The following is a 21,613-nucleotide window of genomic DNA, read 5'->3' as shown; positions in this document are numbered from 1 at the left end:
GCGTTCGAACCGTGGAACCTGTTGCGCTGCCGTTGGGTCGTCCTCGCGAGGAGCGGGCCGACGCCGCGCGCAACCGCGCCCACCTGATCGAGGTCGCGCGCGAGATGGTCGCGGAACTGGGCGCCGACAGGGTCACGATGGACGGGCTCGCCGACCGCGCCGGGCTCGGCAAGGGCACCGTGTTCCGGCGTTTCCGCACCCGTGCGGGCATCTTCCTCGCGTTGCTGGACGAGGAGGAGACGCGGTTCCAGGAGCTGCTGATGAGCGGGCCGCCGCCGCTCGGGCCGGGGGCACCCGCGGTCGAGCGGCTGGTCGCGTTCGGGCGGGCGCGGATCGAGTTCCTCGTCCGGCACACCGTGCTGGCCCGCGCGGCGCTCGATCCCGGCCAGCCGGTTCCCGCCGGTGACAGCCCATCGCTCTTCCACGTGCAGATGCTGCTGAGCGAGGCCTGCCCGGCCGACGCGGCGAGCGGCGCGCTGGCGGTGCAGCTCGTGGCGGCGCTGGAGGGGCCGATCCTGTTCTACCTGCGCAGCCAGGACGAGAACGCGCCCGACCCGCAGGCCGTGGTGACCGATCTGGTCACCGGTTGGGCCGTGCTGGTCGGGCGCGTCTGCGGTTAGGCCTTCGCTCGCACCGTGAAGCGGTCGATCGTGAGCGCGCCCGCGTCCAGCCTCAGGCCGAGACCCGGCGCCCAGCCCGCGACCACCGCCGGGTCCACGACGGACCCGATCGGCGCGGACCGCAGCAGCGACCACTTGTTGTCGTGCTGCTGCCAGCTGGTCAGCTGACCTGCCTCCAGCACCACGGCGAGCCGGTCGCCCGCGGCCCAGTTCAGGGTCGCGCAGCAGCCGCCGGTCGCCTCGTCACCGCGCCGGACACCGCCGACCGTCACGTCGACCCCGGAGGCCTTGCCCGCGTTGTTGAACCAGGCCAGGGCGAAGTCGCGGTTGCCGGCGGTCTGGCCGAGGAACAGGCTGTCCTCGGGAGCCGAGCCCGCGAACGACCGCGGTTCGACGATCACGGCGGTGCCGCGCGCGTCCCCGGCCACCGGCGCGGCCAGCACCGCACCGGCACGAGACCCGGCACTCGCGGTCAGCACGCCGTTCGCGACCCTCACAGCTGGTGCCGCCTCACCGAACGGGCTGTCCACGCGATAACCGCGAGCGGTGTCGAACGTGTCGTCCCACAGCACCCTGCCGTAGTCGGCGGGATCGAACACGGTCTGCGCCGAGCTCAACGCGGAGGTCGCGCCGCTGTCACCGGACACCGTTGCCAGCAAACGGATCGGCGCCCGTTCGCCCAGCCGCAGACCAGGTGCCGTGACGCGCCACCGGGTGACCAGGCTCTGGCCTGCCGGGAGCTGTGCCGCGGTGGCAGGGGTGAGCGCCGTCGCGGTCCAGCCCGACGGCACGGCGAGCGCGGCACGGACGTCGCGCACCGTCTGTTGCGCCGTCAGGGTGGTGGTCGTCTCGGCCGCACCGCCCCGGATCGCGAGCTCGTCCGGGATGGTGGCCCGCAGTCCCTGCACGGGCGTTCGCCACGACGAGAACGACGTGATGCCCACGGCTCCCCCGTCGGCCCTGCGCGGCAGGATCCGCACGCGGGACGCGGTCAGCGCCGGTTGCACCTGGATCCGGTTCACCTGACGGGCCACCGGTTGCGCGGGACTTCGTTGCTGGCCGGGTATGTCACGCCATTGGCCGTTCCAGTACTGCAGGTCGAACGTCGTCGGCACGCGCACACCTCCGCCGTCGTCGTAGAACACCACGCGCAGATCGGAGATCGCCGTCGGCGCGCCGAGGTCGACCTCCAGCCAGTCCGAGGCGTTCGGGCTGCCGTACGACGTCCAGCGCGTGCCGGGCACGTCGAGGTGGAAGTCCTGGCCGTCGATCGCCTTGGTGGGCGGGTCCGCGCTGTAGCTGTAGGACGCGCGGGCCGTGGGGAGACCGGTCCGGCTGACGTTCGAGAAGTCGTCGACCTGCTCCTGCAGATCCGCGCCGGCACGGGCGGGCATCGTCAGGCGCACGGCCGCGAGTCCGGACTGGGTGTGGCTGAGCGTGCCGTCGATCCAGACGCGCAGCCCGGCGCCCTTGCCGTACTTGGTGCCGTCCCTGTCCCACAGCACCGTGAGGTTGTGGCCGTGGTACGGCACGTTCTCGACGGCGAAGTGGCTCCACGAGGCGGGGACCAGCGGTGCGATCTGCACCTCGTTGCCGATCTGCGGGCGGATGCCGAGCAGTCCGGACAGCACGTTGTCGTTGAACGTCGAGTGGTTGTAGTCCTCGCTGTGGCCCTGGCCGTCGTAGATCCACCGGTTCTCGTCGGGGTGGTGGGCCTCCGCGACGTACGGCTGGCCGTTCTTGCGCTGGGTCAACGCGTAGCCGCGCAGCACCGACAGGTAGTCGTCGCGGTCGACGTAGGACTGGGCCGGGTAGTCGATCAGCAGGTTCGCGAGCGCCGTCAGGGTCTGGCTGGTGGCGTACGGCCAGCTGGGGCCGTTCCAGCGGCAGCACCCGCTCAGCGCGTCCTTCATGAACCACGGGCTGCGGCGCTCGGCGGTGGTGGGACCGTACGTGGCCGCGAACCCCTGCGGGTCGGTGAGCTGCGCCCACGCCGCGCTGTTGGCGGCCGGCGGCATGTGGAAGTACCACGGCACGAAGCCGATCGACTCGCGGTCGGCGAGCTTCGTGCGGCCGGGGTTGTTGTCGCGCATGACGTGCTTGTAGAACTTGCCGGCGTCGTCCCAGAGCCACTTCTCCTGGTTGGCCTTGAGCGCCTCGGCGGCCTGGTCGTACTGGCGCGCCGAGGTGGCGTCACCGCGTGCCCGGTACAGCTCGGCGATCGCCCGCGCGTCGCCGTACTGGTAGGCGTTGAGGGTCGGCCGGAAGCCGTCACCGCCGTGGTACGGGTCGGGGCTCTGGTAGGAGCTGGCGGTGTACTCCATCGCGTCCCAGACCGGCGTCTGCCAGTAGAGGCCCATGTCCTGGTTGAACTGCGGAGACCAGCGCTGCCACTGCCGGACCAGTTCGGGCAGCCGGTCGGTGGCGAACCCGGAGCGCCCGTCGACCGCGGCGCGCGCGGCCACCGCGTCGGCGGCCCAGAACGAGTACTGGTGCGCCCAGTCGGTCGTGTTCTTGTTCAGGAAGTCGGTCGCGGGCTTCGGACCGGCACCCGCGCCGCGCAGCCAGTAGTCGACGTAGTCGTCGAGGTAGCGGTGGTCACGCAGCCAGCGGCCCTCGTAGACGTGGTGGCCCGCCGCCGCGACGATGCCGCCGTTCGGCGCCGAGTAGCCGACCGGGCCGAGGAACTCGGAGACGATCCAGCCGTCCTTCGGGCCGGTGTACTTGAGCGCCTCGCGGTAGGTCCGCCAGCGGTAGTAGTAGGTGTCGCGGATCTCCCGGTCGGGGAGGTCCACGAACGGGATGTTGGCCTCGTACCAGGCCGGCTCCGGGACGCCGCCCAGCAGTTCGGAGTGGTTGAGGAAGTTCGTGCCCGCTCCGACGGAGGGGTACAGGTCGGGTGCCGCCCGTTCCTGCCTCTCCGTCACCGGGTCCAGGTTCGCCGCGCGCTGCTCGTGCGCCACCGCCGGCCAGGTCGTTGAGATCGTTAACGCCGCCACCACGAGCATCGTCTTTGACACGCGCATGGGCTCATTGAACTGAGAGCGCTCTCAACGCGCAAGACCCAACATAGTCCGACACACCTGCACAGGACATCGAACATCGGCGATCGTGGCCGCCGCGCGAGCCGCCATTTGGCCGAATCCGGGATCGTCGAGCACCCGCGTCACGGCGTCCCGCAGACCCTCCACAGTGGACGGGCGGACGACGAGCCCGCTCCCCTGCCGCGCGACCCGGCTGGCCATCTCCCACTGGTCGCCACCACCCGGCACCACCACGACGGGAACGGCGGCGCGCAACGCCTTGACGAGCATCCCGTGCCCACCACCGCACACCAGCACCGAGGCCTGGCGCAGCAGCTCGTCCTGCTTGCCCGGTCCCGACCGCGCCCACTCGGGCAGCCCGTCCGGCGCGGGCGCGAAAGTGGACACCACGGCTCGCACAGCCTTGTCCTGCAACGCTTCCAGCGTCATCTCGGCCATGCCCCGCGCCCCGGTCCACGCCGTCGACGGGGCGATCATCACCAGCGGCGCGTCGCCGGGCGGCGGGCTCAGCGTCTCCCGGCTCGCCTCCCACAGCAGCGGCCCGACGACGTGCGCGTCACGTGGCCAGTCCGGACGCGGCACCTCCAGCGCGGGCAGCGTGGCGATCAACCGCGCCGCCGGTCCGGGCGCTTCGCCGGCAAGCCCGATCCGTTGCCGCACAACGGCTCGCTGCTTCTCACCCTGCCGCAGCGAACGGGCCGTGAACGCCCGTAAGACCGCGTCGCGCAGCCGGCCGCGCACCCCGGTCCCGGGTTCGAGTCCGCTGCCCATCGGCGGAAGCCACTTCGACGGCTCGTAAAGCGGGTGCGGCGAAAGCTGAACCCACGGAACACCAACGAGTTCGGCGGCCATGCCCGCACCCAGCGCCAGAACATCGCACACCACCAGGTCCGGTTCCAGGGCGGTGAGTTGCGGCACGAGCGCCAACGCCAGTTCGCCGGCCTGGTCGTGCAGCGCGAGCCCGAGGTCCGGCGCGTCCTTCAGGTCCCCCAACGACAACCCGGGAACGCGCGACGCCGTGATCCCCTCGGACCTGGCCGCGTCGACCCAGCGGTCGCCGGTGAGCAGGACCGGCGTGTCACCGGCCTCGGCGAACCTCAGGCACAACGCGATGGCAGGCACGACATGACCGGGATCGCCCCCGGAGACAACGACGACTCGCACGCCCAGATCCTCGCGCACACCGGCCGCGAATGCTTCGCTGTTCGCCATGGACCAAGCGCGGTGGCAGAACTACTGGGACCGCAAGTCGGCGACCTACGACCGGGAGATCGGCGTGCTGGACCGCCGCGTCTTCGGCGACTCCCGCGAGTGGGCGTGCTCCCAGGCGACCGGCGAGGTGCTGGAGGTCGCCGTCGGCACCGGCCTGAACCTGCCGCACTATCCGGCTTCCGCCGTGGTCACCGGCCTGGACCTGAGCTCTCGGATGCTCGACCTGGCCCGGTCGCGCGCCCGGGACCTGGACCGCGAGGTGACGTTGCGGCAGGGCACAGCGCACGCCCTGCCGTTCGCCGACGCGTCGTTCGACACCGTGGTCTGCACGCTCGGACTCTGCGCGATCCCCGACCACGAGACCGCGGTGTCCGAGATGGTCAGGGTGCTGCGGCCGGGCGGACGGCTGATCCTCCTGGACCACGTGGCCGGTTCTGGGCACCTGACACGGGGTCTGCAGTGGCTGCTGGAGCGGATCACCGTGCCGATGGCGGGCGAGCACTTCCTGCGCCGCCCGCTGCACCTGGTCGAAGCGCGCGGCCTGGCCGTGGAGCAACGGGAGCGCTTCAAGCTCGGCGTCGTCGAACGGCTCGTCGCCCGCAAACCGGTCAGCAGCAGTGGTGCCCCCGCCACGCCTCACGACCTTCCTTGACCGCCACCGCCGCGATCACCAGCGCCGCCAGCGGGTCCGCCCACCACCAGCCGAACAGGCTGTTGACCACGAGCCCGACCAGCAGCACGCCGGACAGGTAGGTGCACAACAACGTCTGCTTCGAGTCCGCCACCGCACTGGCCGACCCGAGCTCACGACCGGCCCTGCGCTGCGCGTAGGACAGCCAGGGCATGACGAGCAGCGAGACCGCGGCGAGCACGATGCCCACCGACGAGTGCCCGGCCCGTTCGCCCTGCACCAACGACAGCACGGACTCGACCGACACGTACGCGGCCAGCGCGAAGAACGACAGCGCGATCACCCTGAGCGCCGCGCGTTCGCGCTTCTCAGGATCACGCCCGGCGAACTGCCAGGCCACAGCCGTCGCCGACGCCACCTCGATCACGGAGTCCAGCCCGAACCCGATGAGCGCCGTGGACCCCGCAACAGTGCCGGCCGCAAGCGCGATGACCGCCTCGACGACGTTGTAGGTGATCGTGGCGGCGACGAACATCCGCACCCGCCGCCGCAGCACGACCTTGCGCTCGTCCAAGACGGGCGCGCAGCAGGCGTCACTCATCGGCGCAGTCCGGTCCAGGTTCGACGGCCAGCACGACGTCCACGAGCTCGCTGATCGCGCGCTTCAGGTGCGGATCAGCCAGCTCGTAGCGCACCTGCCGCCCCTGATAGGCCGCTACGACCAAGCCGCAGCCGCGCAGGCACGACAGGTGGTTGGACACGTTCGACCTGCTCAGCCCCAACTTCTCAGCGAGCTGAGCCGGATAGCCGGGACCGTCGAGCAGGGTGATCAGGATGCGGCACCGCGTCGGGTCCGCGAGCGCGCGGCCGAGGCGGGTCAGGGCCGCTTCCCTCGTTTCACAGGTCAGCACAAATTGAACTGTACAGCGAGGGCTGAACAGTTCAGCGCACGCGGTCAGTCGCGCAGCCGACGATGAGCATCGCCATGACGGCTGCGAGCACGTGGTCACCGCTCAGCGCACAGGCGCCGGCGAGTGTGATCCAGAGCACAAGCCTCATGGATCGAGGTTAGGGACCGTACGACGAAGACCGCATCTCATTTGGGGAAGGCTTGATAGTCCCTTAAGCGAAAATGGAAACGCGGAGATGCGATTTCCACAGGACAGCGCAGGTGGGAGCAGGTCCCAGCACGCTCCCAGTCCGGCGCCGCTGCGGGAATCCTGGTCGCGTTCGCGGCAGCGGTCCGGCGAACGCCGCCGTGATGCGCCAGTTCCACCTCGCCGGCACCACGGCTCTACGCGTGGACGACTTCCTGATGATCTGGGGGGTCAGCGGGACTCGGCCAGGTCGAGGACGAGGTCGTGGACGCGCTCAGGCAGGTCGGGATGGAGTGCGGCGATGGAAGCGATGTGCTCGGTCCATTCGTCTTCCAGCAGCCGTTCGGCGATCTGCCGCGCGGGAACGGGCGCGATGGAGGGTCGGGATCGACGAAGCCGGGCGCCGATTCGATGCAGCGCGACCGTGAACAGATCAGGCGCGTCGAGTGGATCACCGAGCGCGTGCAGGACACGTGCGGTGAGATCGGGTCGGCCCAGCGCCCTCGTGGCGTCGATCAGGCGCGACGCGGTCGCGTTCTCCTGCACGAAGTCCACGGTCGTCTGTGCCGCCAGCGCCGCGATCGCATGTTCGGCGACCAGTGCGGCGCGGCGCCTGCTGCGGATCGTCGGCACCAGGTAGGAGAGCCAGCGGTACAGGGGCCTGGCCCTGCGGGTGCGGACGACGTCCTCCGCAGCGGTGGCGAGACGCCGCGCTCGGTCGGTGTGGCCGGCTCTGGCGGCGCTGACCGCCAGCCCCGCCAGCGGGTACGCGATCTCCTCCAGCGACCTGACCAGCTCTTCCGCCTCGTCGAAGTCGGCGTGCGGTGGCAGGTCGGGGATCGACGATTCGAGGACCTGGTCGACGGTGAAGAGCTCGACCAGTTCCAGCAACAGCCGGCGGGCATCGGTGAGATCGCCTCGCCTGACCGCCGCCTCGGCCAGCAGCGCGAACACGTCGTGGCGGACCTCGACGTCCGGCATGCAGTCCACGATGTCCTCTAGCTCAGCCATGGAGTGCGGGCCGGTGCGCTCGAACAGCGGCAACAGGTCCCGGAGTCCGTACTGGGCACGCGGCGACATCCTGGCGAAGTCGTTGCTGAGGTGCTCCAACGCCGTTTCCGCGACCCACGCGAGCTCCAGGCCGGGCTCGAGCGTGCTCCCGATACGTGCGAGCAGCGCGCCGGTGTGGAGCGCGTCCGCTTCCAGCGCCAACTCCACAGCGACATGGGTCGGACACTGGTCGATCAGCGCGGTGTGCACCTCCGCTTGCAGTGGTGCGGGTAGTTCCTTCCATTGCGAGACAGCGAGGTCGTAGGCACCCGTGGCCGCCGTGCACACAACCGCACCCGCACGGGCCCTGGCCGGGTCGCTGTCGTCCTGTGTCGTCTGCGCCTCGTCGTGCAGCCGTCCGCCCTCCTCCGGCGGCGAGGCCCCGATGAGGACGGCCACCGCGAGGCGCCGGTGGAGCGGGTCGCCGATCCGGGCGCTGATCGCCCTCGCCCGGTCCAGTTCGCCACGCCGGACCAACGCGACCACCAGGTCGGCGAGGAGACCCGCCTTCACCTGTTCCCGGGTCGGCGGGTGCTTCAGCAGCGAGATCCTGGGCAGCTCCGGCCGTGGTACCGAGGTGCCGACGAGCTCGAGCAACGACTCCGCCTGGTCGAGGTCCCCCGCCCTGGTCATCGCCCTGACGAGCTGCACGAGCTGCGTTTCCACGTCGTGCTCGGCGATGAGAGAACGCACGAGGACGCGGGCCCGGTCGAGGAAGCCCCACGATGCGAGCACACCGACCAGCTGCACGGTCGAGTGTTCACCACCCTCAGCCGCGATCTGTTCCACGTCGTCCAGCAGTTGTGAGCAGCGGGGATGTTCGACGCCGAGCACGGTCGCGACCTCGACCAGGGTGACCTGCCGTTCCCAGTCCTCGGTCATCGACCGCGCGAGGGACCTGGCCCGGTCGACCTCACCCACCGCCGCCCAGGCCATGGGCAGGGTGTGCGGGATCGTGGCGTCCTGGCTCGCCAGGAAGTGCCGGCGCACGTTGAGCAGCACCATCGCCGGCAGGTCGACCGGATCACCGGAGAGCAGAAGTCGTTGCGCCGCGGTGATCTCGGTGATGGCCGAGTGGTGCCCGCCGAACGTCTCGGCCATGCGTTCGTGCCGGGCGCGATCGCTGACCAGCCCGACCAGCCGTTCGACGTCCTGAGCCCCGAGCAGCACCCGGTGGTACGCCTGCAACAGGTGGACAGGTGTCTCAGCGGGCCACCCGCGTTCGCGGTAGGTGTCGGCCCATGCGTGCAACCGGTTCCTGTACGCGCTCAACCGCTGCTCGCCGACGCGGGCGGCCGCCGTCACGGCCAGTTCCTCGTGACCGAGGAGGTAGGCACCGGCCAGCGGGGCGAAGCTGCGACCCGCGACGCTGTGCAGGTGTTCCTGGACGCGCCAGGACGGCCACCCAGGGTCCGCGATCAGTTCGGCGAAGTCGGCTGCGGTCAGCCCGCCGCCGGACGCGACGAGCAACCCGACGAGGTCCTGGTCTACCTGCGGGCCGCTGATCAGCCGGTCCAGCTCGCGACGCATGTCCATCGCGACGACGCGGGCGCGCTCGGACGGAGCGAGCGTCCGCACGATCTCCGGGTCGCGCAACGGATGCGCGTCGGGCACGTCGTCGGGGACGGGCGGGTGGGGACGGCCCGAGACGATCATCCGTGCACCGTGCGGCGGTTCCGGCGGGAGCAGAGCGGCGATGCTGTGGAAGTCGGTGCCGGTGACGCCGCGGTCCTCGTCCAGACCGTCGACCAGCAGCACGAGCCGCTCGCCCTGATCGGCACACCACCGTGCGGCCTCGGTGAACAGGCCCAGGAAGTGTGCCTCCCGGTTGACCGGCGGCGGTGTGCCGCGTCCGAGCAGGGCGGCGAGCTGTTCGAGGGTGCTGTCGAGGAACGCGGACCTGTCGCTCTGCCCCGCCAGCCGGGCGGTCACGAAGAACGAGACGATCCGCACGCCCGGCGGCGGGGCCAGCACGAACGTCGCCATCAGCGCCGACTTGCCCGCCCACGCCGGGGCACGCCACCACCGGAAGGCGGTGGGCGTCACCTCGGCGGTGCAGAAGCCGGCCAGCTCGGCGAGCTCCGCCTCGCGGTCGGCCAGCGTGGCCGGGGCGAGGCGGCGCACCACCTCCCGGTAGCGCGACCTCGCCGGTTCGCCCTGCCACACGTGCACGTCGCCGAAGTGCACGTTTCCGGTGATCGAACCGATCTGCGTCACGTTCCCGGTGACGGCACCGGACACCGTGTTCGAGACGGACGGAAGCGCGTCCTGCTCCCGGTCGTCCGCGTGGTCCACACGTCGATCATCCCGCAACGCGGACGACGACCGTCAACGGCACGCGGCTGAGGCCCAGCTGAACACGTTCGACAAGCGCGAGACGTGCGGAGAACGCAGGCATCCCCCGGCTGCGCCGGTGGTGACGAGGCTCTGTCAGGTGCCCGCCACCGGAGTCGCGGTGTCCTGCGTTCCGCGTCTGCCAGGAGACTCCTCGCCGGTGTAGAACTGCCCCGCCCAGCGCCGGAACCGCATGATCGGACCGTCCCCCTCGGCCAGGTGCGGTCGGGGCAGGTGGATCTTGCTGTCGAGGATCCGCTTGTCCTCCTTCAGCGTCCGGTTCCCCTCGTGCATCCCCTTGCGCCCGAGGAAGTACGTGAACAACCGTCCGCTGGAGCGCTTGACCGAGATGACCCCGGTCATCTCCAGCACCTCGGGTTCGACCGGGGTGAGGTAGAAGACGTAGGTGTAGCTCAGCCTGACCTTCGCGTCGACCGAGATGCGGTTGCAGACGACGCCAAGTCCGTACATGTGCACGTCGAGCGGGCCCGCGATCTCCGCCCCGACGAGCTTGCGGGCCAGCTGGAACACGTTGAAGGACTGGAAGGTGCGGTGGATGAAGAAGGGTCCGTCGGTCTCCACCGACAGGCTCTCGTTGAACCGGAACTGCTTGTGGTGCAGGTACGAGAAGTGCGTCATGTCCACGCCGTTCTCAGCCAGCTCCTGCGGGGTCGTCCTGATCTCCCACCGCTGGCCGCGACCGAAGCCGGTCCACTGCGGATCGCTGCTCTCGGGGAACTCCGGCACCTCCCAGGACGGCGGCTCGCCCTCGGGGTGGTGGTACACGAGGATCTGGCCGTTGACCTCTCGGGCCGGCCAGGTCCTCAGCTTCGCCTTCGGCGGGATCCTCCTGCCGCCGGGAACCTCGACGCAGGAACCGGTGGCGTCGAACTTCCAGCCGTGGAAAGCGCACTCCAGGTTGTCCTCCCGGACGCGCCCCAGCCCGAGATGGGCACCCATGTGCGGGCAGTAGGCGTCGAAGACGCTCACCCCGCCGGACTTGGCGCGGAACAACACCATGTCACGGCCGAAGTAGTGGACCGTCCGGCGCTTGCCCGGCATCAGGTCCTTGCTGCTCGAAACCCGGTACCAGCCGGACGGGTACGACGGGAAGGGGAACCGGACTGTCATTGACGCCTCCCACAACGAGGATTCCGTCTGCTCAGCCTCCGAACTTTCGCATTCGGCTCGTCGCGATCGCGGAGTCCGCCGACCGCTCTGGCAATCCGTCCCGCGATTCTGCCCCGACGGGCAAGAAGACCGCTGGTGAGCGTGATGTGCCAGTCAGGCGGCTGTCGCCTCGACGACGGACAGCGGCCCTTCCGTGGCCACGACGCGATCGAGCTTGAGGTCCGCCTGCCGCAGCAGGTCTGCGACCTCCTCCGCCGTGCGTTCCCTGCCGGGCACGAGCATCATCATGACGAGGTCGAGGAGTTTCGCGTCGTCGGGCTCGTTGCCCGGTTCCACGATGGCGTCGAACACGGCGATCCGCGCACCGGGCGCCATCGACTCGCGGCAGTTCCTCAGGAGTCGCACGCACTCGTCGTCGCTCCAGTCGTGCAGGACGTACGACAGGACGTAGACATCGCCGCCCTCGGGCACGTCCACGAAGAAGTCACCGGCGATCTCCGTCCACCGCTGCGGATCGACGTCCTCGGGTGACGCGCCGGGCAACACGTGCGCCTGGTCGAGCAGCACGCCGTTCAGACCGGGGTGGCGCAACAGGACGTCGCGCAGGAAACCGCCGTGGCCGCCACCGACGTCCACGACCGTGCCGGTGGACGGGAAGTCGTAGGCCTCCAGCGCGAGCCTGCGGGCCGCGCCGGAGAAGCTGTCCATGCCCCGGTGGAACTCGGCGCCCGCCTCCCGGTCGCTCGTGATGTGGTCGAAGAAGGGTGTGCCGTACAGCTCGTCGAACGCGGGCTTGCCCGTCCGCATGCCTTCGACGAGCCCGAACGCGCTGTTCCAGTGCGTGTTCATCGCGCTCATGACGACGCCCCAGCGCGCGGACGACCGCGAGTCCGTGCGCAGCCCCTGTCCGAGCGGCAGCAGGGAGAACCGCCCGTCCTGCTCCTGCCGGAAGATGTTCCTGGTCGCGAGCAACCGCAGCACCCGGCGCAGGAAGTCCGGGTCGGTGCCGGTCGCCTCGGCCAGTTCCTCCACCGGCCGGGGTTCGTCACCGAGGTGGTCCGCCACACCGAGCTGCGCCACCGCGCGCAGACAGGCGGTCCTCAGGTACCCCATCGCTTCCGCGAACAGGTAGACCGTCGAACTCTCGGGAGTGATCGCGACGTCGTGATCGCCCATGGCAGCTCTCCATCGTCAGTGATGTCCTATGTGGATCGATCGAACGTCCACTCGGAACTCGTCGGCTCGCGAAACGCGAGGCTTGGTGCGGTCATTCGCTTTGACGAGACCACATCATCGGCCGCACACGCCGGTGCCGGTCCGAGGAGCAGGACCTTCTGCCCCGCCGGACATCAGAACGAGGGAAACCGGGAACCCGTCGAACGATCTCACGTGCCCCGCAGGAATCCCGTCGTGCCGAGAAGCCCGGCGGGAATCTCCAGGAGGACGAGCAACTCGTCGGCGCGCGGGACCAGACCTCGGCAGATGGCGTTGACGTGGGCGGGGAACGCGAGGACGTCCGCCGCGGACACCAGGTCGTGGGCGAGGAACCAGCCCGCGTCAGCCGACACGAGCTCAAGACAACGAAGCTCGTAGAGGTCCATCAGCAACGGACTCGGGTGCCACTCCGCGTACAGCAATTCCGCGCTCACACGGGCGCTGTGGGCCTCAGCGAACCGTTGGGCGAGTTCGGTTCGCTCGTTCCACACCTCGAACGAGGGGGTCAGGTCCGCGGTGAGTTCCGCGTGCAACAGCCGTTCCCTGGCTCGGAGCAGGGAGATCCAGTCGTCGTCACCGGTGTCGTCCGGGGGTTCGTAGTCCGATCCGGTCGCCATGGACCACGCCGCGTTCAGGAGGTACAGCCTGTTGTCACCACTCGCGGACTGGAAGACCCCGGTGAGCGCGTGGTAGCCGATCAACCTGTGCTGCGGCAAGAAGCTGGACGCACCGCAGGCCGATCTGGCCCGCGCCACCGCGCTGTCGGCGAGGACGCTGGCGGTGACCTTGCCCAGCGACATCGCCCGCAGGTCGCTTGCGGACGGCCCGGTGCCGAGGCCACCGGCGGGTGAGATCTGCCAGCACCTCTCCGACAGGTCCCTGGCGACGACGGTGGCGGTGAGCGCGGCGGCGAGGGCGCCGAACACCAGGCGCTGCGTGCTGAGGTGGTCGAGGGCGACGACCTCGCCGCCCAGCAGGTCCAGCGTCCGGCGGTGCCGCACTCTGGTGAGCGCGATCGCCGCGCTCGCGCGGGCCACCGCCGCCACGCCCGTCGAGCTCCCACCCCACGTGAAGCGGCCCATGCTCACCCCGCGCAGGCTCCGTGCGCGGGGATCGCCCAGCGGATCGACGTACGTGCCGTCGGCGTCGATGGAGGCTCCGTCGGACAGCCAGCGCTCGAACGGCACCCTGACCCCGTCGAACCGGATCGACGCGAAGTCCATCGGCACCGGCGCGGCTCCGTCGTACGGGGTGATCGTCACCCCTTCGCTCGGCCCGTCCTCGTCGCTCAGCGCCACCAGGAACAGCGAGGTGCCGCGGTCCTGCCCGCCGACCAGCAGCCGCGCGCTCACGACGCCCAGGCGGGCGAACCCGGGAAGTGCCACGGCGGCCGGATGTTTGGCCGCCTCCGGCCCCGGTGTGGTCAGGACGAACTCGCGCGTCACCGGGTCGTACTCCGCCTCGGTGCGGATCCGCGACGAGCTGTTGCCGTGGCCCAGTTCGTTCATCAGCGCGGCGCCGATCCATCGCGCCGACACCAGATCGTCCACGTCCCGCTCGGCCGCGCCGTGGTCCAGAGCGGCACCGATGGCGACGCAGTGGTGCAGCAGCATGGCGAAGAAGAGCCGCGGATCGGTCATGGCGCTGAGCTCCAGCACAGACCGCAGGCAGGCCACGTCGGTCAGCAGGGGCCGGGTCACGCCCAGTCCGGACTGCAGTCGTCGCAGACCGAGGTAGGGCGCCGCCGGGTCGTCCTGGTCGAGGTTCAGGCCGGCGAACAGGTCGGCGAGCCGGTCGGACGGTGAGGTGGTCATCGGTGCGCGTCTGCTCCTGTTGTGTCGTAGGACCACGCGGACATCGCCTCGGCCACCGCGCCGGCGTGTTCGGTGAGCATCGTGAAGTGGTCGCCCGGAACGTCGCGGGCGGTGTGCGGCAGTTGCCACGGGGTCATGGCCACGCCGAGCGGCTCGCGGGCCCGTACCAGCAGCGTGGGCGTCGGCACGGGTGCCGGCCGCCAGCCGTTCAGCAGGCGCAGGTAGGCCCCTGCCGCGGTCAGGCGGTGGTGCTCGGTTCCGAACTCGTCGGCGACCTGCCCACTTGCCGCGATCCCGGTGAGAAGTCCCGGCAACGCGGCGTGGAGGTGGTCGTCGGGCCAGTAGCTGTCCAGCAGCACCAGCCCGGCCGCTCCGGCCAGCCGTGCTGCGACGGTGTGCGCCACCCACCCGCCGGAGGAATGTCCACAAAGGATCACAGGTGCGGTCGTGGTGAGTCGTTCGAGCGTGGCGGTGTGAGCGGCGACCAGGGCGTCGAGGTCCTCGGGAAGCGGCTCGCCCGGAGCGAATCCCGGCTGGGGCAGGCAGATCACGTCCAGCCGGTCCCGCACCGCGGTGGCGAGCGCGCGGTACTCGTGCGGTCCTCCTGCCGGGACCAGCGAGGGGAAGCAGACCAGGACCGGCGACGACCCGGGCCTGTTCAGCCGCACCGGTTCGGGAGCGTGATCGCGGGCCCGTGCGGCCCCGAACGTCCGCCGGAGCCGGGACGCGGCGCTGATCAGCTCGACGGCCGCCACGCCGTTCCCCGTCCGGCACGCGTGCCGGTAGAGACCGGTCAGCGTCTCCTGTGGAGGATCGCCCTCGCGCAGGAGGTGCCACAGATGCGCGGTGAGAGCGCGGGGTGTGCCGTGGTCGAACACCACACCGGCGGGCAGCGAGACGTCCAGCGCCGTCGCGAGCGCGTTGCGCAGCTCGACGGCCGTCAACGACGTCGCGCCGAGCGGGACGAACTCGTCGTCCGGGCCGACCTCGGCACCTCCGAGCACCGCCGCGACCTGGTTCCGGACCAGGTCCAGGAGCGCGGCCTCGCTGCTCGGCGCGGCTGCGGGCTCCACCTCCTGCCGGACGGCGGTGGCGGGACGATCGGCGGAAGCGGTCGGCAGCCAGTACCTCGCCCGCTGGAACGGGTAGGATGGCAGGTCGACGTCCTGCGGCGCCTTCTCGGTGAACACCGTCGTCCAGTCCACCGCGACGCCGTGCGCGTACGCCTCGGCCAAGGACAACAGGAATCGGCGTTGCCCGCCCTCGTCGCGACGCAACGTGCCCATGACGTTCGCGCGCCGGCCCGCCGCCTCCGCCGCCTCCGCGATCGGCTGGAGCAGCACCGGGTGCGGACTGATCTCGACGAAGTCGGTGTGACCGGCCAGGAGCAGCTCGTCCACGGTGGCGTTCAGCTCGACCGGCCGGCGCAGGTTCCGGTACCAGTACCCGGCCGTCAGGCCCGTCGTGTCGAACGGACCGGGCACGACGGTCGAGTAGAACGGCACTGCCGCGGACATCGGCCGTGTCCCCGCGAGGTCCCGTGCGAGACGACGTTCGATGACGGAGACCTCGTCGCAGTGCGATGCGTAGTCGACGTCGAGGAGTTTCGTCCGCGCACCACGAGCGGACAGCCGGTGCGCGAACTCGGTGACCGCGTCGGCGTTCCCGGACACCACGGTCGACGAGGGACCGTTCGCCGCCGCCACCGACAGACTCCCCGTGAAACGAGCCAGGTGGCCCTCGACCTCGGTGCGTGGCAGAGCGATCGCCGCCATCCGCCCGCCGGCCAGCTCGCTCACCGCACGCGCGCGACGAGCGACGACCATCACCGCGTCCTCCAGCGACAGTGCGCCCGCCACGTGCGCGGCCGCGATCTCGCCCTGGCTGTGCCCGACGACGGCGTCCGGCCGCACCCCTGCCGAACGCCACGTCTCCGCCAGCGCCACCATCACCGCGAAGAGGACGGGCTGGACGACGTCCACCCGGTCCAGCGACGGCTGTCCGCCCTCGCCGCGCAGCACGCCCCGCACAGACCAGTCGACGTGCACCGCCAGCGCGTCTTCGCACGCCGTCAGGGCTTTCTCGAAGACGTCCGACTCGTCCAGCAGGTCCGCTGCCATTCCCGCCCATTGCGTGCCTTGTCCCGGGAACACGAAGACGGTCCGTCCCCCGGAGCGCGCCCGCCCGGTGACGACGTCGGCGGACGCCGTCCCGGCCGCGACGGAACGCAGCCCCGCCACCAGCCCGTCGGCTTGCCGCGGCACGACGACCGCGCGGTGCTCGAACGAGGTCCTGGCCGAGCCCACCGCCGACGCCACCCGCGCCGGCCCCGCGCTCTCGGCGACCGGCACCAGTGCCGCGGCCAGATCCCGCAGCGCGGTGGCGCTTCGTGCGGACAGGACGAGCGCAGGCGCGGAGGCGACCGCGTGGTCCGCGTTCTCCTCGGCGGGTGGTTCCCGGAGGATCACGTGGGCGTTGGTGCCGCTGATCCCGAACGCCGACACCCCGGCGTGGCGCACGCGGCCGGATCGAGACCACGGCACGGGTTCCACCAGCAGCTTGATGGCGTCACCCTCCAGATCAGGCAGGTCCGGCGAGCCGACGTGCAGCGTGCGAGGCATCTGGCCGTGCCTGAGCGCCATCGCGGTCTTGATGATTCCCGCCATGCCCGCGGCGGCCTGCGCGTGCCCGAGGTTCGACTTCACCGACCCCAGCCGCAGGGGCCTGCCGGCCTCCCGGTCCGTGCCGAACACGGCGTGCAGCGCCGCGGCTTCGATCCGGTCACCCAGCGGGGTACCGGTGCCGTGGGCCTCCACGACGTCGATCTGACCGGCCGACAGACCCGCGTCCGCCAGAGCCGCGCGCAGCATGCGTTGCTGGGCGAGTCCGTTGGGAGCGGTCAGACCGTTGCTCGCGCCGTCCTGGTTCACGGCGGAACCGGCGATCACGGCCAGGATCCGGTGCCCGTGCCGAACGGCCAGGGACCGCCGCTCCAGCACCAGCACCCCGACGCCCTCCGCCCAGGCAGCGCCGTCCGCGTTCGCGGCGAACGCCTTGCACCGGCCGTCCTCGGCGAGCGCGCCCTGGCGGCTGAAGTCCACGAAGGACGCCGGCGTGGTCATCACCGTCGCTCCGCACGCCAGCGCCAACGAACACTCGCCCCGCCGCAGCGCCTGAACGGCCAGGTGGACTGCCACCAGCGAGGACGAGCAGGCGGTGTCGACGGTCAACGCCGGACCGGTCAGCCCCAGGGTGTAGGAGATCCGCCCGGACGCGACGCTGCCCGCGTTCCCGGTGAGCATCAGGCCGTCGAAGAGCTCGGGGGCCTCGTTCACCCTCGGCCCGTAGTCGGACGCCATCTGGCCGACGAACACACCGGTGTCGGACCCGCGCAGGGCCGCCGGGTCGAGACCCGCTCGTTCGAGTGCCTCCCAGCTGGTCTCCAGCAACACCCTCTGCTGCGGATCCATCGCGAGTGCCTCGCGCGGCGACAGGCCGAAGAAGCTCGCGTCGAACTGGTCGGCGCCCTCCAGGAAGTGACCGAGGTGGGTGGTGGAACGGCCCGGGTGGCGGTGGTCAGGATGCCGAAGCCGGTCGAGGTCCCAGCCCCGGTCCTCCGGGAACGGCCCGGCCGTCTCGCCGCCGTTCGACAGCAACCTCCACAGGTCCTCGGGAGACCGCACGCCGCCGGGGAACCGGCACCCCATTCCGATGAGGACGATCGGATCGTCGTCCCCGAATCCGCCGCCGGCAACGGTTTCGCCCGCTGCGTCGCCGGGTGGTTTCGCCTCCCGGCTCGCGAGATCCGCCAGGTGCCGCGCCAGCGCGTCCGGTGTCGGGTGGTCGAAGAGCACGGTCGTCGCCACCGGCAACCCGGTGGCGCTCGCCAGGTCCACCGCGAGCCGCACCGCGCCCAGTGACGTCACTCCGAGCTTGCGGAAGGTGTCGGTGTCGTCGTCCACGGCGAGGTCCGGGAACAGCTCGCCGAGCCGTTCGCCGACCAGGGTCCGCGCCGCACGCCGTCGTTCGGCCTCCCCCAGCGCCGGCAGGCCGTCCTTCCACCGGCTCACCGGCTTCGGCGTGTCCCGGTCGAGCAGCGAGGTCAGGCCGCCGCGCGAGATCTTGCCGGTGGGGGTGAGCGGAAGGTCGTCCACCACGACCAGTTCGACCGGCAGCTTGTACTCGGCCGTGCTCTTCGCGAGGAGGTGAGCCCGGATGGTGGCCAGGTCGGTGGTCTCGCCGGGACGGAGGGTCACGACCACGCACGGGTACTGCCCGAGCCTGTCGTCCTGACGGCTCCCGACCGCCACCGCGGCGAGTTGCGGCAGGTCGCTGAGGAGGACCTCGACCTCGGAGGCGCTGAACTTCAGCCCGCCGACGTTGATCACCTCGGCGTCCCGCCCCGCGTAGCCGAGGGTGCCGTCGGCGTGCAGGCGGGCGCGGTCACCCGTGCGCAGCCAGCCGTCCTCGGTGATCGCCGCCCTGGTGGTCTCCGGATCACCCAGGTAGCCCCGGAACAGGTTCGGGCCCCGGTACTGCAGTTCCCCGACCTCACCGTGCGGACGAGCCCGGCCGGACTCGTCCACGACACGGGCTTCGCTGCCGCGGAACGGCCGGCCGATCGTGGTCGCCGCGATCTCGGGCGGGTCGTCGTGCCGGGTCGCGGTACCCGCGCCGAGTTCCGACATGCCCCACTGCACGATGGTGCTCGCCCCGGTCAGCCGCCGGACGTCGGCCACCAGGGAGCCGGGCACGGCCGCACCGCCGGTCCGCACCTCGCGCAACCGCAACGACCGGGCTTCGCCACCGGCCAGCCGTCGTGTCAGGTCGCGCAGCTGCGCGGGAACGGCGAACAACACGCTCCCCCCGCTTCGAGCCGCCAGGTCGTGGCACGCCTCCACATCCCACTTCGGCAGCAGGGCAAGGCTGCCACCGGTGAGCAACGAAAGGTGCACCGACAACAGGCCGAACAGGTGGGTGAACGGGCTGGCGCTCAGCAGGACGTCGTCACTGCGGGTCTCGCCCTCGTCCGCCACCCGTGCTGCGTTGGACAGCAGAGCGCCGTGGCTGTGCAGGCACAGTTTGGGACGGCCCGAGGTCGTGCCGGAAGACGGCAGGACCACGAACGGGAGCCCGGGGTCCGGCGCGGGCGTGAAGAGATCGTCGCCGTGGTCGCGGACCAGTGAACCGAAGGAGATCCGGCCGCTCGCTTCGCCCTCCGCGCCACCGACCACCACGACGTGCTCCACCGACTCCACATCGGACGGACGAGCCCGGTTCGCGGCCGGCACGAACAGCATCCGCGCCCCGGCCTGCCGCGCCAGGGAGATCAGGTCCGCGTCGCCGTACGCCATGTGCAGGGGCAGCATCACGGCGCCGAGCTCGGCGACCGCGACGTGCACCACGAGGAACTCCCACGAGTTCGGCAGGTGCACCCCGACCACGTCGCCGGTGCCGATGCCCAGCCCCTGCAGGCCCGCGGCCAACGCCCGTGAGTCGGCGCGCCACTGGTTCCACGTCCACCGCGTGCCGTCCGCCGTCCGGACGGCGGTGGCGTCACCGTGAGCTCGCACCGCCGCCTCGAACACCTGCGGGAGACTCCGGTGGTCCGCCGGGTCAGCGGGGACGTCGACGAGGTAGTCGGCCGTGGAGAGGGTCACGCTCGCGCTCCGTTCGGTGCGGTGGTCCTGCGGGCGTGCAGCAGACTGCCGTCGAGTGGCAGACCGGACACCTCGGTGAGCACGAACCCGGCAGCGTCCAGCAGTTGCCCGTAGTGGGATGCCGTTCGTTCCCGCCCGCCCACGTTGCACAGCATGTGCAGGTCCCACGCGTCCGCGAGCGACGGCCGCCCGTTCTCGCTCAACAGCCGTTCCACGATCAGCAACCGCCCTCCGGCGTCCATGCTCGCCGCGCACCGGCGCAGGATCGTGAGGCACCGCTCGTCGTCCCAGTCGTGCAGAACGCGGGAGAGCAGGTACACGTCCCCACCCGGCGGCACGAACTCGGTGAAGTCACCCGCGACGAACTCGCACCGACCGGCGAGTCCGGCGCGGAGGAGTCGTTGCTCGGCCCGCTTCAGCACGTGCTCGCGTTCCACCAGGACGCCGAGCACGTGTGGCCGGCGCGTCAGGACCTGGCTCAGCAGTTCGCCGTTGCCCCCTCCGACGTCCACGACGACTCGGGCGCCGGCGAAGTCCGCGGCCTCCGCGGCCACTTCGAGCATCGAGGAGCTGGCGGCCATCGAGGCGTCGAACATCTCCGCCAGGCCTGGACGTGCCGCGAAGTGGTCGAAGTGCCCCTCTCCGAACATCTCCGCGAACCCGTCCTCCCCCGTGCGGACCGAATGTCCCAGCATGGCGAAGGAGTCGTAGAACGGCCTGCCGTACATCAACGCCAGGGGCCGCAACGAGTGACGCGCGACCTTCCGCAGCGGCTCCCCCAGCGGCGTCAGCACGTAGGCGTCACCGCGTCGCTCGACCAGTCCCAGCGACGCGAGGTACCGCAGCAGCCGGGTGAGCCCGTCCCGGCTGACGGCCAGCCGCGTGGCCAGTTCCTCCACCGGCGTGGCTCTGACGGTCGTGAGCTCGTCGGCGAGGCCGAGCTCGGCGGCCACCGCGATCGCCTGGGTGGCCCAGGCACCGGTCATCAACGTCAACAGCCGCTTGGCCACGTCGTCCACGTCGTCCACGGCGGACGAGGGCGAATGGCCCGCGAGCACCCCGGGCCAGTACCCGCGGGCCCGGATCTCCAACCGCCGGCCCGTGCGATCGGGATCGCGGAAGTACAGGACGGTGCAGTCCTCGAAGTTGTTGTATCCCCCGCCATCGGCCACCAGCGCCGCCTGGTCGAGCAGAATGCTCCGCAACCCGGCCAGCACCACCTCACTCGGCGAACGCACGTCCAGGGCCACATGAGACTCGTTGCGCTGCAACCGTTCCTGCTCGGCGAGCGCGACGAGATCCGTGTCCGCACCGACCTCCAGCAGGAACACTTCCACGAACCGGTCATCAACGCCCGCCGAAACCTGGAGGATGCCGACGTCCAACGCCTGCGCCGGCAGTCCGTACCGCCGTGCCAGCCGATCGCGGACGACGACACTGGGAACGGGTTCGTCCACGGTCAGTCCTCGCGCCCGCATCTCGGCGAGGGCCTTGCCGGCCGAGCGGGGGAAGACGAGTACCGCCACGTGTGAAACGTCGCAACAGGACGCGAAGGACTCGCGTTCCCGCCGATCCAGACGAGAAGCCACACCAGCCAGAACATTGCCGACGTCGGCGTCTCGCACCAGTTTCACGGCACTGTCGAACGCCCTGCGATCGGCCGGGTGCAAGCCGGTCGTCCAGATCTGCCGAAGCGGCAGGAGCTCTTCTCGATCCCGGACGGACAGTCGAGCCGCAGACGGGATCCCACCAGCTCCGAAACGTTCTGCTACCTCGTCCTTCCCCAGCGACATGAACTCCTCCAC

General features: G+C 70.9%; 12 protein-coding genes. 2 read left to right on the top strand and 10 right to left on the bottom strand.

The features are described 5' to 3' along the window. The first annotated feature begins 11 nt into the window (after positions 1–11). Complete coding sequence (locus ACFWN2_RS01100; protein ID WP_382424057.1) at positions 12–620, top strand: TetR/AcrR family transcriptional regulator; 609 nt, start codon at positions 12–14, stop codon at positions 618–620. On the opposite strand, the gene ACFWN2_RS01095 is transcribed toward ACFWN2_RS01100, so the two are convergent. Together ACFWN2_RS01095 and ACFWN2_RS01090 are read right to left on the bottom strand one after the other, a co-directional pair. Further along, complete coding sequence (locus ACFWN2_RS01095; protein ID WP_382424056.1) at positions 617–3,646, bottom strand: discoidin domain-containing protein; 3,030 nt, start codon at positions 3,644–3,646, stop codon at positions 617–619. The two genes, ACFWN2_RS01100 and ACFWN2_RS01095, sit on opposite strands and share 4 nt — an antisense overlap. Before the next feature lie 24 nt (positions 3,647–3,670). Continuing rightward, positions 3,671–4,828: a glycosyltransferase gene (locus ACFWN2_RS01090; RefSeq protein ID WP_382424055.1), complete on the bottom strand. Its 1,158-nt coding sequence runs from the start codon at positions 4,826–4,828 to the stop codon at positions 3,671–3,673. 46 nt (positions 4,829–4,874) lie between these two features. On the opposite strand from ACFWN2_RS01090, the gene ACFWN2_RS01085 reads away from it, so the two are divergent. Beyond that, positions 4,875–5,528: a methyltransferase domain-containing protein gene (locus ACFWN2_RS01085; RefSeq protein WP_382424054.1), complete on the top strand. Its 654-nt coding sequence runs from the start codon at positions 4,875–4,877 to the stop codon at positions 5,526–5,528. Here the strand turns inward: ACFWN2_RS01085 and ACFWN2_RS01080 are convergent. The 8 genes from ACFWN2_RS01080 to ACFWN2_RS01045 all read right to left on the bottom strand — a co-directional run bounded on the left by ACFWN2_RS01080 (position 5,485) and on the right by ACFWN2_RS01045 (position 21,334). After that, on the bottom strand, positions 5,485–6,108 hold the full coding sequence (locus ACFWN2_RS01080; RefSeq protein ID WP_382424053.1) for a cation transporter: 624 nt from the start codon (positions 6,106–6,108) through the stop codon (positions 5,485–5,487). The two genes, ACFWN2_RS01085 and ACFWN2_RS01080, sit on opposite strands and share 44 nt — an antisense overlap. Then, a complete protein-coding gene (locus tag ACFWN2_RS01075) occupies positions 6,101–6,418 on the bottom strand; it encodes an ArsR/SmtB family transcription factor (protein ID WP_382424052.1) in 318 nt (105 codons plus the stop codon). Before ACFWN2_RS01075 ends, ACFWN2_RS01080 begins: the two co-directional genes overlap by 8 nt. A gap of 417 nt (positions 6,419–6,835) precedes the next feature. Then, on the bottom strand, positions 6,836–9,949 hold the full coding sequence (locus ACFWN2_RS01070; RefSeq protein WP_382424051.1) for a hypothetical protein: 3,114 nt from the start codon (positions 9,947–9,949) through the stop codon (positions 6,836–6,838). A gap of 135 nt (positions 9,950–10,084) precedes the next feature. After that, positions 10,085–11,119 (bottom strand): Rieske 2Fe-2S domain-containing protein, encoded by a 1,035-nt coding sequence (locus tag ACFWN2_RS01065; RefSeq protein ID WP_382424050.1) that lies wholly within the window; start codon positions 11,117–11,119, stop codon positions 10,085–10,087. A gap of 153 nt (positions 11,120–11,272) precedes the next feature. Beyond that, entirely contained in the window at positions 11,273–12,295 is a 1,023-nt protein-coding gene (locus ACFWN2_RS01060) for a methyltransferase (RefSeq protein ID WP_382424049.1), read from the bottom strand. A 209-nt stretch (positions 12,296–12,504) separates the two neighbouring features. Then, entirely contained in the window at positions 12,505–14,148 is a 1,644-nt protein-coding gene (locus ACFWN2_RS01055) for a hypothetical protein (protein WP_382424048.1), read from the bottom strand. Beyond that, a complete protein-coding gene (locus ACFWN2_RS01050; protein ID WP_382424047.1) occupies positions 14,145–19,808 on the bottom strand; it encodes an alpha/beta fold hydrolase in 5,664 nt (1,887 codons plus the stop codon). The genes ACFWN2_RS01055 and ACFWN2_RS01050 overlap by 4 nt, the downstream gene beginning before the upstream one ends. Continuing rightward, complete coding sequence (locus ACFWN2_RS01045; RefSeq protein WP_382424046.1) at positions 19,805–21,334, bottom strand: methyltransferase; 1,530 nt, start codon at positions 21,332–21,334, stop codon at positions 19,805–19,807. Before ACFWN2_RS01045 ends, ACFWN2_RS01050 begins: the two co-directional genes overlap by 4 nt. Positions 21,335–21,613 lie beyond the last annotated feature (279 nt).

Source organism: Lentzea sp. NPDC058436, from assembly GCF_042721515.1.
Taxonomy (GTDB): domain Bacteria; phylum Actinomycetota; class Actinomycetes; order Mycobacteriales; family Pseudonocardiaceae; genus Lentzea.
The sequence above is the reverse complement of the archived record's forward strand: the minus strand, read 5'-3'. Positions and strand labels throughout refer to the sequence as shown.

Coding starts and splice junctions, on each gene's coding strand:
- ACFWN2_RS01060 (WP_382424049.1), bottom strand. CDS start 12,295: ATGGGCGATCACGACGTCGCGATCACTCCCGAGAGTTCGACGGTCTAC.
- ACFWN2_RS01065 (WP_382424050.1), bottom strand. CDS start 11,119: ATGACAGTCCGGTTCCCCTTCCCGTCGTACCCGTCCGGCTGGTACCGG.
- ACFWN2_RS01085 (WP_382424054.1), top strand. CDS start 4,875: ATGGACCAAGCGCGGTGGCAGAACTACTGGGACCGCAAGTCGGCGACC.
- ACFWN2_RS01055 (WP_382424048.1), bottom strand. CDS start 14,148: ATGACCACCTCACCGTCCGACCGGCTCGCCGACCTGTTCGCCGGCCTG.
- ACFWN2_RS01080 (WP_382424053.1), bottom strand. CDS start 6,108: ATGAGTGACGCCTGCTGCGCGCCCGTCTTGGACGAGCGCAAGGTCGTG.
- ACFWN2_RS01095 (WP_382424056.1), bottom strand. CDS start 3,646: ATGCGCGTGTCAAAGACGATGCTCGTGGTGGCGGCGTTAACGATCTCA.